At 35.4% G+C, this 17665-nt stretch carries 13 protein-coding genes; all 13 read right to left on the bottom strand.

All coding sequences use genetic code 11. The annotated features are described in order from the left end of the window. Nucleotides 1–258: 258 nt before the first annotated feature. Nucleotides 259–804 carry a dihydrofolate reductase family protein gene (locus K5R64_RS15070; RefSeq protein WP_220764601.1) on the bottom strand — a complete coding sequence of 182 codons (546 nt, stop codon included), beginning with the start codon at nucleotides 802–804 and terminating at the stop codon, nucleotides 259–261. A gap of 144 nt (nucleotides 805–948) precedes the next feature. After that, the gene (locus tag K5R64_RS15065) at nucleotides 949–1887 is read right to left on the bottom strand and encodes a family 43 glycosylhydrolase (protein WP_255580396.1); all 939 of its coding nucleotides are present in this window, start codon (nucleotides 1885–1887) and stop codon (nucleotides 949–951) included. Nucleotides 1888–2189: 302 nt separating this feature from the next. Beyond that, nucleotides 2190–2633 (bottom strand): PH domain-containing protein, encoded by a 444-nt coding sequence (locus tag K5R64_RS15060; protein ID WP_220764599.1) that lies wholly within the window; start codon nucleotides 2631–2633, stop codon nucleotides 2190–2192. Nucleotides 2634–3982: 1349 nt separating this feature from the next. Beyond that, nucleotides 3983–4696: a hypothetical protein gene (locus K5R64_RS15055; RefSeq protein ID WP_220764597.1), complete on the bottom strand. Its 714-nt coding sequence runs from the start codon at nucleotides 4694–4696 to the stop codon at nucleotides 3983–3985. A 1014-nt stretch (nucleotides 4697–5710) separates the two neighbouring features. Continuing rightward, the gene (locus tag K5R64_RS15050; RefSeq protein ID WP_220764595.1) at nucleotides 5711–6532 is read right to left on the bottom strand and encodes an ABC transporter ATP-binding protein; all 822 of its coding nucleotides are present in this window, start codon (nucleotides 6530–6532) and stop codon (nucleotides 5711–5713) included. A gap of 345 nt (nucleotides 6533–6877) precedes the next feature. Beyond that, entirely contained in the window at nucleotides 6878–7717 is an 840-nt protein-coding gene (locus K5R64_RS15045) for an ABC transporter ATP-binding protein (protein ID WP_220764594.1), read from the bottom strand. A 92-nt stretch (nucleotides 7718–7809) separates the two neighbouring features. Beyond that, complete coding sequence (locus K5R64_RS15040; RefSeq protein WP_220764593.1) at nucleotides 7810–8898, bottom strand: ABC transporter permease; 1089 nt, start codon at nucleotides 8896–8898, stop codon at nucleotides 7810–7812. Nucleotides 8899–9101: 203 nt separating this feature from the next. Beyond that, nucleotides 9102–10478 carry a CmpA/NrtA family ABC transporter substrate-binding protein gene (locus K5R64_RS15035; protein ID WP_220764592.1) on the bottom strand — a complete coding sequence of 459 codons (1377 nt, stop codon included), beginning with the start codon at nucleotides 10476–10478 and terminating at the stop codon, nucleotides 9102–9104. Nucleotides 10479–10506: 28 nt separating this feature from the next. Continuing rightward, on the bottom strand, nucleotides 10507–11772 hold the full coding sequence (locus K5R64_RS15030) for an alginate export family protein (protein WP_220764591.1): 1266 nt from the start codon (nucleotides 11770–11772) through the stop codon (nucleotides 10507–10509). 347 nt (nucleotides 11773–12119) lie between these two features. Beyond that, a complete protein-coding gene (locus tag K5R64_RS15025; protein ID WP_255580395.1) occupies nucleotides 12120–12824 on the bottom strand; it encodes a Crp/Fnr family transcriptional regulator in 705 nt (234 codons plus the stop codon). 402 nt (nucleotides 12825–13226) lie between these two features. Next, entirely contained in the window at nucleotides 13227–14708 is a 1482-nt protein-coding gene (locus K5R64_RS15020) for a nitrate/nitrite transporter (RefSeq protein WP_220764590.1), read from the bottom strand. Between the two features lie 301 nt (nucleotides 14709–15009). After that, complete coding sequence (locus K5R64_RS15015; protein WP_220764589.1) at nucleotides 15010–15666, bottom strand: response regulator transcription factor; 657 nt, start codon at nucleotides 15664–15666, stop codon at nucleotides 15010–15012. A gap of 186 nt (nucleotides 15667–15852) precedes the next feature. Then, the gene (locus K5R64_RS15010) at nucleotides 15853–17664 is read right to left on the bottom strand and encodes an ATP-binding protein (protein ID WP_220764588.1); all 1812 of its coding nucleotides are present in this window, start codon (nucleotides 17662–17664) and stop codon (nucleotides 15853–15855) included. Nucleotide 17665: the final 1 nt, after the last annotated feature.

The following is a 17665-nucleotide window of genomic DNA, read 5'->3' as shown; positions in this document are numbered from 1 at the left end:
TTTTGGGTAAAAGCTGTTGTTTAGGCAACAGCTTTTTTTTTTTTTTGAATTTATAGCTAAAGCTAAGCACTTAGTTCATTTCGCTTGAGTTAAAACTAAACACTCACAAACCTTTCTGCCGACAGTTCATTGGTAAACTTTTTGTCTGACACCCCAATCGATGAACTTCAGTACACAGTAGTTTAATTTTTGATAATCAGGCAATTCGATTTTGTAGGCGTTATTTTTTAAGTTCAAAAAAATTTGAGCGACATATTCTTATAGTTGTTTGTAATAATGGATAACAGCACCAGAAGCAAAAGGTTTGGCCTTTAATAATTTAAAAACCGTTCGCTCTTGTATTTTGTCAAAAAGCGGTAACCCAGTACCAATGACGACTGGATGGATACACAATTGGTATTCGTCAATCAAATTAAGGTTTGTCAACTGTACAATCAAACTTCGACTACCAATTAAAATAGGACCTCCAGACTGTTGCTTTAATTCTGAAACCACTTGTTCAATAGGCTGGTTGGCTAAGCTTGCACTTTCCCAATCAACATTTTTTAGTGTGGTTGAAAAGACAATTTTGTGAATGGTATCAATTGCTTTTGCAAATTCATCCATAGCTTTTTCTCCCGAAGGCTTTTCGATATAGGCCTGCCAAAATTGCATCAGTTCAAATGTAGTTCTTCCGTACAAAATTACATGGGCTTGATTTAATAAATCAGTGTAATGCTGGTGCATTTCGGCATCTGGTATGCCAGCAGTATGGTCGCAAAAACCATCAATAGTGAGGTTTAGTGCTGCTATAATTTTTCTCATGCTTTTACTTTTTGAGGCGTTACGAACTAATAAAAGACTATTGGTTTGTAGCGTCTTCCTCTTTGCGTGATTTTATTAGTAGGTTTAGCTAGTCTTCACGCAGGCAGTTTGTTCACATTAAATTATTATCTTCTGAATTAGCCATTATTTCGTGGGAATAACCTGTTGAATAGTGCCGTCTTCATTATAAAATAATTTATCAAAACAGATAGACCTGCGATAAGGGTGCGGACTTCCTTCATGACCCCAGCCAAATTTTTGTTCTACCTCAGGATGGTTTCTGTAATACAAGTCGGAGTTGTGGTAAAACATATACCATTGCCCTTTGTATTCCACTATAGAATGGTGGTTGGTACCACTATTCATTTTTTCCAGAATCACACCTTTGTATTCAAAAGGGCCTAAAGGATTGTCAGACATGCAATACTTTATTTCGCCACTTGTTCCCACATACGATAAATAGTATTTTCCGTTGTATTTATGCATCCATGATGCTTCAAAAAAATCATCGGTACCTTTCAGCAGATGAACGTTGCCATCGTATGAAATCATGTCCTTGTTGAGCTTAATAGCATTTACAACCAGTTGACCCATATACAAATACGCTTGTCCATCATCGTCTATAAATACCCCTGGGTCAATAAAATCCCTATTGCACACCACGCCTTTGGTATCCATTGAAATTAATGGTTTTCCAATGGGGTCAACAAACGGCCCCGTAGGGTGATCACTTACCGCCACTCCTATATGAAATTGATCCGTTGGGAAATAAAAGTAGTACTTTCCATTTGCTTGAATACAGTCTGGAGCCCAGGCATATTTTTTGGCCCATTTCACATCTTTAATGTCTAAAGCCACACCATGGTCGGTCCAGTTTACCATATCCGTCGTGGAGAACACATGCCAATCAACCATATCGAACCAATCCGCTTTGTCTGGGTCGTGAGAGGGGTAAACATACAGCGTATTGTTAAACACACGAGCCGATGGGTCAGCCGTGTACATGTGGGTAATAAAAGGATTTTGAGCAAAGCACATATTTCCAATAATAAGGGTTAAAAAAATAGGACTAAAAAGGTTCATATATTTTCTTTTTTAGGAGACAATTCATTTATATAAAAACGACTGTCACGTTTTATTTAAAATCAAATATATTATTTTTTTCTTACAATCGAACCTGCGACAATAGTAGTAGCAAATAGCTCAAGTAGCTGCTCGTACAATCGTTAATAGGTTTGTATGCTGTTCTTTATATTCTAACGGCTATCGGATGTTCCTTTAGCTCAAAGGGGGAAGGTTTTGGTACGATTTTTTTCAAATAAAAAATACGCCAAGTATTAGAGTCATTTGCAGACTGGACAGAATTGAATACAAGGTGATTGTGATTACTTCTTGTGGGCTGTGGTCAGTTGATTGTCTATTGTTGGGTTTATTTGTGTCAAGTCCTTAGCAAATTCTATTTCATTCTTGGGGGAAATAATGATGAGATCAAATTTTTCATACGTCATTTCTATCCTATCCAAAGAAGGCGCAGGCGAGGAAATCAGATTGTTCGATTTTTTAATGGAGGTTATTTTGTTGATGTCAAACGATTTGTTATAAAAGAAACCACATTTGACTTTTAAAATGCCCTTGTCTGTAATGATGTATTGAGTCGAAAAATTGAGATAGAGACAATAGCCATATACCAACAAATGTATACCAGCAGCCGATAAAAGGGCTTCTTGGGGTTCGTTTTGGTAAGCCATATAGCCTAGAATAGATAAGAATAACAAGCTCAAAAAGCCCATTATTACATAACCGAATTTTGATTGGTATGTTTTCATCATTGTTTGTTTTTTGTTATCGAATGCGTAATGGTTAGAACAATGTTTTGTGCTTTTCATAGAAGTGCTAGCATTGGAAATACCACGTTTCAAGTCTCCTACTTATTTGTTTCACAAAGTTACACAAAGAAAAAATACAAAGATTCATTAAGTTTTAAGCCTTGTAAACCCCAATCTTGCCTTGGCTGTAAATTTATTTGTTTCACAAAGATACACGAAGAAAAAAACAAAGATTCACCAAGTTTTAAGCTTTGTATCCCCAATTTTGTTTTCGCTGTAAATTTATTTCTTTCACAAAGGTACACGAAGAAAAAAAACAAAGATTCACCAAGTTTTAAGCCTTGTGACCCCATTTTTGTCTTAGTTGTAAATTTATTTGTTTCACAAAGCTACACGAAGTAAAAACACAAAGATTCACCAAGTTTCAAGCCTTGTACCCACAATCTTGTCTTCGCTATAAAGTTTTTTGTTTCACAAAGCTACACGAAGTAAAAAAACAAAGATTCACTAAGTTTTAAGCCTTGTAACACCAATTTTGCCTTCGTTGTAAATTTATTTGTTTCACAAAGATACACGAAGTAAAAACACAAAGATTCACCAAGTTTTAAGCCTTGTAACCCCTATTTTGTCTTCGTTGTAAATTTATTTGTTTCACAAAGATACACTAAGAAAAACACAAAGATTCACCAAGTTTCAAGTCTTGTATCCCCAATCTTGTCTTCCCTATAAAGTTTTTTGTTTCACAAAGCTACACGAAGTAAAAACACAAAGATTCACCATGTTTCAAGCCTTGTAACCCCAATCTTATCTTCCCTATAAAGTTTTTTGTTTCACAAAGATTCACCATGTTTCAAGCCTTGTAACCCCAATTTTGTCTTCCCGACGATAGGAGGGAACTCCGTAAGTAACTCTACAAAGGATGTCTATGATTTGTTCCTTTTTATGGGTTTTGAAAATGTTTTTTGCAAAAGTCAGGAGACTTTGGGGCGATTTCGTTTTTTATAAACAAAAAAAATGTACAAAGTCAGAGACATTTGCGCAGTGATTAGAAGAATGTTTTGTACTCTTCGGAGAGCGGAGAAATACCTGAAATTTATCAGCCGAAAAACGAAAATAAAAGCCGGAGTTGTAAGTGAACTACAAGCAAAAGTACCAACCTCTCTAAAAACTGCTTTCTATAACTTGAAATACTCGATTTTAAGCCTTTCATTTTTTAAAGCCTCTAACTTACAAACAAAAATAAACCTCGTTTAAATGTGCTTAAACGAGGTTGTTTTTTATGATTCTTATGAAAATTTATTTTTTGAAAGGGTTGTGCAACGGTTACGTGTGTTGTGCGATGTCTATATTTTTCAGCGTTTTGTATATGTCAAATTTTGAATATCACTCTTTTTATATATTGTTGTTTCTGATTGTTTTTTAGCGAAGAAAAATATATAATTCGAAGTCTCTCCAATATAAATATTTTCTGAACTGGACTTAATGAGCCTATTTATGTAAGTAAATTTTATTTCTGTATTTTGTTCGTTTTCAATAATCTCTTTAGCATTTTCTTTGCTGAAATATTTAACTTTTAAATGGAAATATCCAAAAATAAAAAGAAACGCAAGTAATATTTTTATTTTTGATTGATCTATGTTTTTTATAATATTTAAGTATATAAAAGCATACGGGAAAGTACATAAGAGGTCAAAGTAAATATTAGATATTTTATAATTTGTGAATTCATTTATTGCGAAGACAATTATTGCAATTGCAACATATATATAGATTATCCAATTAAAATTTATTTTTTTTTTGTCAAAACCCAACGCATAGTATAATATTAGTACTGAAAATAACAGTTCAAATATTATGCTTAAATATTCAAAAAAAAATGTGTAAAAATTAAAAAACAAATCTTCTATTGTAATATAATTATAAATATTTATACTAAAATATTTATAATATGCGAAAAGCTCTGCAGATGAAAAAAACAGAAAAAGGAAAGAGATAACAGGTATATATTTTATAGTTTTATTTATAAAGTCGACAATTTCATTTATTAAAATATTGTTCTTTTCCATTCAGTTTTTTTAGATATCGCACAACTATTTTATAGGCGCATAAACTATACTAGTTTTATTCTAAAATGGCATGTTGTGCGCAATTTTTTGTGTTTATGATTGCGTATTATTTATAATTTCAAATATATTATTTTTTTTCTTACAACGGAGTACAAGAAAATAGTATTTGTAAGATATTTTGCTAAACGAAATTGTGATAATAAAAACGCGATTTTTAGCCCTGATGGAGCGGTATCCTTTGTATTTTGTTTTTAAAACTCGGGTTAACTCAGTATGATGTTGCTATTTGAAAAAGGCTTCGACAGGCTCAGCTTGACAAAATAAAAAGATAAAGTTGTCCCGAAGAAGTTTCGGGAGCAGGAGGGAAGCTTGTTTTGAAAACCAGTCAAACTACTTAAAAAGATTCAAATTTGCCAGAGGTGAATACATGAATTTTTTTTTAAGGCCGTGTTTAGTTCTAAATAAGTTTACCTATCTACATAAGTGGGGTTATAGAATTTTTTAATAAATCCTATAGGGATTAAAAATAGTAAACAATTGCCAAAAGAAATAAGTAAATGGAGTTGGTTAGTCGGAAAGAGCAAAATGAAATTGTAATCTTTTATAGTGGCTGAATAACTAGATACACAAAATGGAAATAAGAAGAGTCTGACTTTAATCCAGATATCTTGTTTTGTGCCTTGTTGACTGGTGGACAAGATAAGAGCAAATCCAATAATAAAAGAAATACCAATTGAGCTAGCCCATAATTTTAAGGAAGGTTCAAAGTATATCGATATAATAGTGAAATACCAAATTAGATAACACCACAAAATAATTTTTTGGAATGCAATGTTTTTGAAGTAGTTAAGAAAATTTGTTTTCATAACATCACTTTTTTAATTAAACGTTTGGGACTTGTGTTTTAGCTGCTAGCTCTATTATTCTCAAGCTAGCATCTTTTTTAATTTCAAAAAAATCGAACGAGCGTAGGTAGCTGTTCGATTTTGGGAGGAATAGATTTGGGGCAAAATATTAATGCTCAAGGAAATTGATAAGGTGTTCCCTGTTGGCGTAATAAGTTTCGTGCTCTAGGATGGCTTTACGGTTGCGGGGGCGATCGTAGGTGATGTCGAGGATGTCGCCAATTTGGGCTCTTGGACCTGAGGTCATCATGATGACTCTGTCGGCTAGGAAAATCGATTCATCCACATCGTGGGTAATCATGATTCCTGTTGTTTTTTCTTTGTCTAAAACCTCTAGTAATACATCTTGCAATTCGCCACGAGTTAGGGAATCTAGCATACCGAAGGGTTCGTCCAAAAGCAATATTTGCGGTTTCAAGGCCAAGGCTCTGGCGATGCCCACACGTTGTTTCATTCCTTGGGAAAGGTCTTTGGCTTTTTTGTCGAATGCACCGTCGAGACCTACTTTGCTTAAATAATATTTGCAAATGTCTTGGCGTTGTTTTTTGGTAGCAAAAGCAAAAACCTTGTCCACACCCAATTGTACGTTTTCGAGTGCACTCATCCAAGGCAGTAAACTAGGGGACTGAAAGATAACGCCACGGTCTGGGCCTGGTCCCGAAATAGGGGTTCCGTCCAAGATGATTTCACCGCTGGTGATAGGATTGAGTCCCGCTATCATCGAGAGCAAGGTGGTTTTTCCACAGCCTGAGTGTCCGATGATAGAAATGAATTCCCCTTCTTTAATTTTGAGATTCAAATTTTCTATTACCACAAAGTCGCCATTTGGGGTAGGATAAACTTTGGTAAGGTTCGATAATTCGAGCATGTATTTTTCGAAACCGAGTGCGTCTCTTGCTATATCTTGTGTGTGTAGTTGTGTGTCTGTCATGTTTTCTGTTTTTTATTTTTTAAACACTTAGAATCCTAGATTTCTTAGTTTGTATTTTTAGTTGTTTTACTCTCATAGGACTGATAATACTATGCGTATTCAACTTGTTGAACTAAGGATTCTTTTTTTTGAACACAGATTTGAGAAATTTAAATCATTTTCTCTGATAGAAATTGAAGTTAATTAATAGTAATCCGTTGCTAAAATCAAGTCAACTCTAGGATGGCTATTGCAGTGAAACGCTTTTTTAAGTTCAACGAACATCTTTGAATCTATGTGTTTCAATTTTTATTTACTAGAAAGGATAATCTGTGTCAATCTGTGAAATCTGTGTTCCAAAAAAAATCAATCAAATTTCATTGGAACCAAATCAGGTAATTCATATTGCGCTACCTCTAATCCTGCGGTTCTTTCTTGTCCTATTTCCATCAAATACTCAATGATTTCGTTACGCAATTTCTTGAAATTATCGTTGTGGTTCATGGCTACTTTATCACGTGGACGTTCGATTTTGATATCAAATTCTGGCCCTAAAGTCGCGCGTGGTCCTGGTCGTAACGGAATGACTCTGTCGGCCATAAATACGCCTTCGTCCACATCATTGGTAATTAATAGTGCGGTGCGTTTGTCTTCGCTCCAGATGGAAAGGATTTCTTCTTGTAAATTTCCTCTGGTCAAAGCATCCAAAGCTCCTAGTGGTTCGTCCATCAAAATCAATTCGGGTTGCATCGCCAAAGCTCTCGCCACTGCCACACGCTGACGCATTCCTCCTGAAAGTTCTTTTGGTTTTTTGTGCGTAGCATGCGAAAGATTTACTTTGGCAATGAAGCTTTTTACTTGCTCATCGACTTGTTTTTCGTTCCAATCTTTGAATACGGCTTTCACAGCCATTGCGATATTGTCGTACACACTTAACCAAGGGAGTAAGGAATAGTTTTGGAAAATGATGCCACGCTCGTGGCTTGGACCTGAAATAGGTTTGCCCTTGAAAAGGATTTCGCCTGAATCGGGTTCTATTAATCCTGCTAGCAAATTGACTAAGGTCGTTTTACCACTTCCGGTAAAGCCTACAATAGCCACAAATTCGCCTTCGTTTATTCTTAAGTTGATGTTTATTAACACTTCGGTTTTGTTTTTTCCTTCACCGTAGGATTTACAAACATTTTTTAGTTCTAAATAAGCCATGATTTTTCTTTTTTAGGTTCTAAGGTTCTGAGTTGCTCAGGCGCTGAGGTTCTTAGTCTCAGTGTCTTAGCCTCTAAGTCTCTTCAAATAAATTAATCCGTAAACGTTAGTAATTTTTGGAAAATCATCATGATTCTGTCCAACATAAATCCGATGATACCAATTACAAACATGGCAACAATAATTTTAGAGTTGGAATCACTTGAACCGTTTTGGAATTCTTCCCAAACAAAAGTTCCTAAACCAGGGCTTTGTGCTAATAATTCAATGGCAATCAAGACCATCCAAGCTACTGAAAGCGTGATGCGCAATCCAGTAAAAATCATCGGAAATGACGATGGAAGGATGATTTTAAATATTTTTTTGAAAGTACCCAGTTGCAATACTTTGGCCACATTCATATAATCTTTATCTACAGAAGAAACTCCAACACTAGTGTTTACCAAGGTGGCCCACATAGAACACAATCCCACACTGATGAACGAAATCACAAATGATTTTTCGACATCTACATTGGTCAAAATGGTTTTTACAATCATCGAAACCAATAACAACCATACTACTGGTGAAACGGGTTTGAAAATTTGAACAATCCAGTTGAAAGACGTACGCAAGGTGTTACTCAATCCTAATACAATTCCAAACGGTACAGCAATCACGATGGATAATAAAAATCCAGCAAATACGGTTTTTAAACTCGTTTTGATTTGGTCCACAAAAGAAGGACGCCCCGTATAAACAATTTCAGTTTCGCCACGGGCAACTCTTTCGGCATTAATTGATTCGTATTGGGCAATAAAATCGGCTTTTTTAGCCGCCATTATTAAGTGATCGTCCCATAATTTACCCACAGCTCCCACTACCATAGTAGGGGATGGCAAGGAATTAGGACGACAACTTACATCGCCAGAAGCAATACATTCTTCTAATCGTTTGGCTGCTTCAGGACCTTGGTCTTTCAATGCTTTTTCGATTTTTACAGTCGATTCCACATTCGCTAAATAATCTGAAAATGATTGCCACAATAAGATAAATGCGACAACAGAAAGCAAAGGAATTAAGATTTTTTTGAAACAATCTGTTGCGTTCTTTTTTACTTCTTCACCAGTAAGTAATCGAATGAGAGGCTCTAGATAACCCAATCCCATAAATTTTACGGTTTTTATTGTTAATGTCTTCATAGTCTTTTTATTTAAAAATGTTGGTTTAAAAAGAGGGTATTTATTTCGGGAAATAAGCACCAACTCTTTAAATACTGTGGTCTAGTTGTAATTTGTTTGGCTACTCATCTTTCAGAATAATTAGCCGTTTTGTTTGTTGTTTGTTGTTTGTGAAAGTTGTAATTGAGGATGCGTGGGGCACATCCTCAATTAAGAAATTAGGTTTAGTTTTTGTTCCCTATTTTCATGCTTTTGATATATTCTAATGGTTTTTTACCATCATAACTCAATCCGTCGATGAAGTCTGTCGTCGCTGGTTTGTAACCATCTGTAGTAGGAATGTCCGCTTGGTCTAAGTTGCCTTCTTTTACTAACAATTCAGCTGCTTTAGTCCAAATTTCAGGTTTGTACACCTCTTTGATTTTAGCATCGTACCAAGCTGCTGGTTGTGCTTCTGTGATTTGTCCCCAACGTCTCATTTGCGTCATGTACCATACACCATCAGAGTAAAATGGGTAAGTTGCGTGGTTTTTGAAGAATACGTTAAAGTCTGGCTCGTCACGTTTGTCTCCTTTTTCATATTCAAAAGTACCTGTCATAGAGTTTCCTAGTACTGCTTCATCAGCACCTACATAAGCTGGGCTTGATAATATTTTTACCGCTTCGGCTCTGTTTTTTGGGTCGTCTAACCATTTACCAGCTCTAATCAAGGCTTTGGTAATCGCAATAGCCGTATTTGGGTTTTTCTCCACAAAAGCTTTTGTCATTACGAATACTTTTTCAGGATGGTTTTTCCAAATGTCGTTTGATGTAATCACAGGTACTCCAATTCCTTTAGCAACCGCTTGTTGGTTCCAAGGTTCTCCTACACAGTATCCGTTGATGGTTCCTGCTTCAAGAGTGGCTGGCATTTGTGGTGGTGGTGTTACTGACAGTAAAGCCTCTGCATTGATCATCCCTTGTACGTTGTCTTTCGTGTACATTCCAGGGTTGATTCCTCCTGCTGCTAACCAATATCTTAATTGGTAATTGTGTGTAGATACTGGGAATACCATACCCATTTTGAAGGGTTTGTTGCTGTTTTTGTATTCTTTGATTACAGGAAGTAAGGCACTAGCACTGATTGGGTGTACTGGTTTTCCATCTTTCAATGGCAATCCTGGTTTCATTTTTGACCAAACATCGTTAGAAACGGTAATGGCGTTTCCGTTTAAGTCCATGGAGAAAGTAGTTACCAATTTGGCTTGTCTTCCAAAACCAACAGCTGCCGCAATCGGTTGACCTGCTAACATGTGCGAACCATCAATTTGTTCGTCAATCACACGGTCCAAAACGTTTTTCCAGTTGGATTGTGCTTCTAGTGTTACAAACAAACCTTCGTCTTCAAAGAATCCTTTTTCTTTGGCTATGGCCAAGGGTGCCATATCGGTTAATTTGATGAAACCTAAAGTTACTTGTGGTTTCTCTAAAGTTAATTTTTCTGTTTTAGAAGCCGTAGTTGCTTCTGTGCTTGTCGCTTCTTTTTTGGCTTCGTTTTTACAGCTGATAGCTCCTAGAGCAGCTATAGCTAGTAATGAAATTTTGAATACTAATTTTTTCATCTTAATTTGTTTTAGTTCTATTTCTAAATTATTTTTTTGTCGAAAAGATTTGTGGGTTGATGTTAATCATCAAATAAGCCCAGTTGTTTGTAGCATCTTTCAATCCTGTTCCACCTTTTAGAGCCACCATAGCATCCGAAGCAAACATTTGAGAATATCCAGCGATTAATGTAATGTCTTTATATACTTTGTAAGTTGCTGTTAAGTCGATTTCAGTTCCTAAGTATTTATCATCTGTGGCAGCTAATTCGTTTGCAGTGTAAAAAATATGAGGTGCAACAGATAGGTTTACTTTTTTGATTGGGAAATCTAATTTTAAAGACAAATCTTGTAATCCTACAGAACCAATATGGTTTCCTACATAGAAGTAATCCATGAATCCGTTGAAAGCGTGGTTTGTACCAAAAATAGGGTTGAATGATTTTACCATGCTTGAAGTTGAAGTTTGGTCTTTACCAGAAAGGAATTCATATCCTACAGTTGCTTTGAATTTAGGAGTGAAAGCATAGCCTAAATTGGCTGCTGCTTCATAAGCTGATACTTTGTTTGCACCAATTTTTCCCGTTTGTCCGTAGAAACTAAAGTCAAAACTCGCTTTTTTACCTGCATAGTTTGCATAAGTACCAAAAGTTTGAGAATAATTGGTCTCTATTTCAGAAGGCGCTTTTAAATATTCTCTTCCTAAGTTTAAGACTAGGAAACTAACTCCTAATTTTTTAATGTTGGTGTGGTACCAAGCGTATTGCATGTCTTTGAAATCGGTTGCATAAGGCGTTGTAGGTGCTACTTTTGCTTCTGAATCCGCATTTAAGGCAAAACCTAAATCCAATTGGTTTTTTGCATCTTTAAATTTGATTAAAGCAGCATCAAAGCTACGCCCTTGATTAGCCCAATCCAATCCTCCAAGGATTCTTTGATTGTCATACGATAAAGGCTGGCGACCTACTTTGGTGCTCCATTTATCAGAAAAACTGTAATGTGCCCATCCTTCAAATAATACAAAACTGTTAGTGGCATTTGAGATTCCTCCTGTAAGGTTGTTCACTGCTCCCCACGTACGTACGTTTTGCAAAGCTACTTTTAGTTTTAATTTCGAATCTCCATAGTTGAAATTAACTCTTGTACGATTGCCAATAAAAGAGGTATGGTCAGTTGTTGGAGTGATTAAAGTTCCAAAGCCGTTGGTGTATTCATAACGAGGTCTTATTTGAATATCGGCATTGAATTCTTGTGCATACGTACTAGCACTAATTAGTCCTAAAAGGGAAAAGGAAATTTTTTTTAGTAACTTCATAATAGTTGATTTTAATTGATATTGGTGTTCTACTTATTTACTTTACAAATGTACGTACGTATTTATACGTATATATAAGGTAAATAACAGCTAAAAACAGGTTTTTGTATGGGTAAAATAGAAAGTTATAACAGTTTATAACTTGTGTTTTGGCAGGTCTTTGAATTAATCACCTGTTTATTAGGTACTTGTATTGCTTTGTTTTTTAAATTAGCGTAGGTAAGCGTACGTACGTAAAGAGGTCAAGAAGGGTGAAAATAAAAAAAGTCCCTTACGGACTTTCAATTTAGATGTAGCTATGATTGCTGGAAATGAGAATATAGAGCAAGGGTTCTTTTGTAGTGCGTTTACAACTGGGTGTGTTCGATAATTTCGCTTTGCAATTTGCCTATTTCAATGAGACTTATTTTTTTTCCCACAATATTTATTAAGGATTCTTTTTTTAGACTGGAAAAAATTCGAGTGACTTGTTCGTCTGTAGTGCCAGCAAAATCGGCAATTTCTTTTCGTGATAAATAAACGTTGAGGTAATGATTTGTTTGTCCAAATTTTTTATGCAAATGCAATAAAGTATCAATGACTCTTTCGCGTACGTTCATCTGAGCAATTTTTTTGACCTTATTTTCGCTTTTGTTTAGTTCTTCGGCGTAAAAGAGCATCATGTCGTACGTAAATTCAGGAATAGTTTTCAAGATGTCTTGCATGACGTCATTGCTAAAATTACATAAAATACTGTCTTCTATCGTAGCAGCTCCAATCAAATAACGGTTGCGCGTACCAAAACCTCTGAATCCAATTGTGTCGCCCTCAGAAGACAAGCGCACAATTTGTTCTTTACCATAAATACCGGTTTTAATGATTTTAACTTTGCCTTCGTACAAGAAATACAGCCCTTGTAAAGGGGCACCTTCAATCATGAATTGCTGTCCTTTTTTACACGAAAAGGTGTTTTTTTGCGCGGCAAAATCCTGCATTTTTTCCAAATGCAAATGCTTTTTTATAAAACAATTGGTGTTCGTGCAGTGGGTACAGTCGGTATTGATTCTTTTCATGGTGTATTGAATTAAGAAATATTCCAGATTGGTAAAACAAATGTAGTTAAAATAAGTAGTAATACGTATTTTTTAAATTGAGATTTCTGTTTGCTAGGTTCGAATTGAGAATGTTGTATTTATCGTTAGAAATTTTTCAAAATCAGTAATTTATCTATTCGTAAATTGACAGAATGTTATTTTGGTAAGATTTACTAAGAAGTGTCTTTTTTTACTCCTGGTATTTGTTTTAGAGGTATATCAATCTTATTTAGGGGTATAGTGCATGGAAATCCAAATCGGTGTAAGTGATGATTGATATGATAATTATTCGCCGTAATAAAAAAGCTGTCAGAAAATGCAATTTCCTGACAGCTCAAAAAAAAAGGATTTAACTGTTATTCCGTTTGGGTACAGTATGTTTTAGTTTTTTCTGTCCATATCATTGGCCATAGCCAATTGTTTTTCGTTCATCATTTTTGTAATGGTGATATGCATCCAAACCAAACAAATGATAGAGAACAGTAAAATAAATATCCAAGAGCTAGACCAAATTCCAGTAGTGGTCAATAAGTAACTAAAGATGATAGGGCCAAAAAATCCACCCAATCCACCAAGTAATCCGACCATACCACCTACTACACCTATTTCGTTAGGGAAATATTCAGGAATGTGTTTGTAAACAGCTGCTTTACCAATACCCCAAGAGATACCTATTAGGATGACTAAAACGAGATATACCCACATGTTAGCATCAAAATTGATTCGGGTTACTCCTTTGGCAATAAGTTCTTTTTTATTTACTTCTTGGTTTTGTGCTACAATGATTTTTTGCCAAGATGATTTTGATGGAAAAATACTTCCTGTTTGGATAGCTTCTGGTTTTGAGTCGATGGCATGGTCTTTACCGTCAATGCTAATATTTGTTGGGCTTACGGATGTGATTACTCCTTTTTTGGTAGCCATAACTCCTGGACCAGCTGTTGTGATTTCCATTTTTGGTATCATTAATAAGGTACTCAAAAATACTGAGGATCCCAGTACCCAGTACATTACTGTACGAGCGCCAAATTTATCAGAAAGATAACCTCCAAAAGCACGAATAACACCTGAAGGTAAGCTGAACATAGTGGCAAACATACCTCCCATAACTAAGCTGGTTTGATAAACGTTCATGAAATTAGGTAGCAACCATTGCGAATAAGCAACAAAACAACCAAATACCAAGAAATAATAAGCTCCAAAACGCCATACTCTCGGGCTCTTTAAGGTCGTAAGCATTTGAGGAATTGTTCGATTTGGTTTGTCTAATTTTCTGTTTTCAGCAAAAAATAAAAACAGTAACCCAATGGTTAATAAAACCGCTCCATAAGCAATAGGTAGTAATTTCCAGCCATTTTGTGGGTCGTCAATGGAGAATTGATTTAATAAAGAAGGGGCTATAAATGTTGTAATAGCGGCACCTGCATTTCCCATACCAAAAATCCCCAATGCTCTACCTTGCCATTCTTTTGGATAAAAAATTGAAGTGTATCCTATTCCAACGGCAAAGCTAGTTCCGACCATTCCAAATAGAAAACTTAAGACAGCAAACATGAAAAAGCTGTCGGCTAGAGGTAAAAGAAACAGCGGTATTGAGCAAAGGAGAAGTAAGGTTGCGAAAACATATTTTCCGCCAAACTTGTCTGTTAATATTCCTATAGGTAAGCGCATGATAGAACCTGTTAAGATAGGAATACCTAACAGCCAACCTACCTGTACTACGCTCCAATTGTAAATGCCTTTGTCAACTAAAAAGGTTACTAATACTCCATTTAAAGTCCAGCAGGCAAAACATACAGTGAATGCAAATGTGTTAAGAAATAACATTCGGTGTGACTTGGATAAAGAAACTGAATTTTCCATATATACTTATATTTTTTTACAAATGTAAGTAGTAAAAACTAGTTAAAACCTGCGAAAACGCAGGTTTTTGAAAATAATTACGTATTTATACGTAATTGTTTTACGTAAATATTTGTTTTGCAAAATAAGTACTTTGGATTGTAGGTTTTTTATTGTTTCTAATGTAGGGTTATTGCGTTGATTAAGACAGGAACTCCAAGGTGTTGGTTTACGCTATTGGAAAATTGAGGTAAAAAAAATCCGTTTAGTCAAATGGGTGTAAAATCATTTGACTAAACGGATGTTTTGGACGAAAGTGCTGTTATATCAGAGCGTATTCGGTTGCTTTGTTAGAAAGTTCCATTAAGTTTTTCACTTTTAGTTTTTTCATCAAGTTAAAACGATGTACTTCTGCGGTACGTTTACTGATTTCCAATGTTTCGGCAATTTCTTTGTTGCCTTTACCAGAAAGCAATAGCTTTAATATTTCTTTTTCTCTTTTGGTTATCGTCAATTCTTCAGTAGGAGTATTTTTGGCTTCGATACCAGAGCTATTTGACAATTGATTGATAAGAATGGAGGAGATGTCCCCTGTAAAATATTTACCCCCATTTATTACGGTGTGAAGTGCTTTTAAAAACTCTTCTTTACTAGAACCTTTAAGTAAGTAGCCGTCGGCACCTGCGTTAATGGATTTAAGTACGTATTCTTCAGAATCGTGCATAGAAAGCACAATTGTTTTTACAAAATTACCTGATTTACGTAATGCATCAACTACTTCAATTCCGGTCAAATGAGGCATGCGGATGTCTATAATCAAAAGGTCGGGTTGGTTGTCTTTCACCACAGTAAGGGCTTCTTGTCCGTCAGTCGCTTCACCCACCACTACTATATTTTCTTCTGATTCTAATAAGGATTTAACGCCGTCTCTCACAAAAACATGGTCGTCAGCTAGAACAACTCGTATTGTATTACTCATAATTAGTTACGTAATTTAAAAACAATTAGTGTTACGTAGTAAACACTAAAATAATACGCAATATACGTATTTATTCATTAGTTTGAAAAAAAAATAATACGAGTAGAATTAAAGCGTTGTATGGGGTTTCTAAATAAGCTCGTAGGAAAAAGAGTGGGGAGTGAGGAGGCTTTTTTAGAATTGAAATTAAATAGGAATGTTGAAGGTAATGCGGGTGCCTTCGCCTACAATAGAATTGAAAAACACACGTCCGTTGATGTATTGAATTCTTTCTTTCATGAACAACAATCCCATTCCGCCAGATTCACTGTTTTTATTTTGGCTCACGGTGTTTAAGTCAAAGCCTTTGCCATTGTCGTCAATGGTAATGCTGAGTAAGTTGTTGCTGTGCGAAAGTTGCACGATTATATGCGTAGAATCAGCGTATTTGATGGCATTGTTGATGGCTTCTTGAGTAAGTCGATAGAGGTTGATCTCGATAAGTGAATCCAAACGTTGGTCAAAATTAGTTTTATTGTAAAACAGAATGTTTTTTCCAGTTAATTTGGATAATTCTTGGGTAAGTTTGGTGATAGAAGAAACAATACCATGGTCACTTAATTCAGGAGGCATCAAATTGAATGTAGCGGTTCGAACACCTTTGATGATATCCAAAGATAATTTTTTAAGGTATTCGATTTTTTGAGCTGATTTTTCTTTGTCGTCCAAATTGATGCTTTCGAGACTGAATTTTAATCCAGTTAGCATTTGACCAATTCCGTCGTGAATTTCTCTGGCAATACGATTTTGTTCGTTCTCTTGGTTTTCTACAATTTTGCTCGAAATGATTTTTTGTTGGTTGATTTTTTCGGCTATGTTTTCGGCATTCAGTCGTTCTACTTCCTGTTCAGCGTTTTTTCGGATGGTGATGTCAAAACAAATTACCAATAGTTCCGACTCTTCTTTACGGATACTCACTGGTATCATTGATAAATCCAGCCAAATGGATTCTTCGGCTGAACGGGTCAGGTGTAATTCTCCTTGCCAGCCACTTTTTTGTTTTTCAGCTATGATACGATCTATAAATGCTTGCTCCTTTTCGATAGGGGTAAGTACTTCTGAGAATTTTTTTTCTGCTTGAAAAGCGGTATAGTTGATGAGTTTTGCAAATTTTTCACCTATATGAATGATGCTACCGTCATTTGTAATTCGGCAATACAATAGGGTGTTTTCCATTGCGTAATTCAAAGACTTCAATTCCTTAACAGAGTTTTCTTTGAGTTGGCTAATGACTTCAGTGTCGTGGGCTAATTTGAGTGCTTTCTTTTCTGAATACAATAGTTTTGTGATGAGCTGTTCTATTTTTTGATTCGTAGGTTTGAATATAAATTGCAACTCTAGAAGTAAAACCAATAGCGTAAAAAATAGAATCCCATATTCCATATTGCGTTGCAGGGTTACTTTGTGAAATGCTTCTTTTTCATATTGTCCTACAATTTGATTCATTTTTTTTAAAAAAATGACTTGGTTGTCCAGTACTGTTTGTATCAAAGATTGATTGGTTTCAGGGTCGCCACCTGTTTTACGGTGTTTCAAAATCAAACCTGTAGTATGTACAATGGTATCAAAATTAGGTTGGATGGCTTGGTACAGTTGTGCTAGTTGTGGGCTTTTTTGAGTAGGGAATTGCAAACTGTCATTTCCGTACTGAAGCGCATTTTGGGTGGTTTTCCAAAGCAAAAGAGTTTCGTTGATGTTGGAGATTTGTTGTTGGGTTTTAGCCGAATCAGATACCGCATTGAGAATCAAAATTTCTTTTACTAATTTTTGACTCAACATTCGTTGCTTCCCTGAAATATTAATTAATCGGGAATCGTTTAGTTGTGTGTTGATGTTGTATTGAATCAATAACTGGCTCATTAAAACCGTTATTGCAATAGTAACTAAGGCAAAAATATAGCGTTGTTTTAACTTTTTGAAGTTAAAATTCCGAGTAGATTCTGAAAGGCTTTTCTCCATA

Origin of the sequence: Flavobacterium sp. UMI-01, from assembly GCF_019656315.1 — a bacterium.
In the GTDB taxonomy this organism is placed as follows: domain Bacteria; phylum Bacteroidota; class Bacteroidia; order Flavobacteriales; family Flavobacteriaceae; genus Flavobacterium.
Note: the sequence above shows the minus strand (reverse complement) of the source record. Positions and strands in the feature narration are given on the sequence as shown.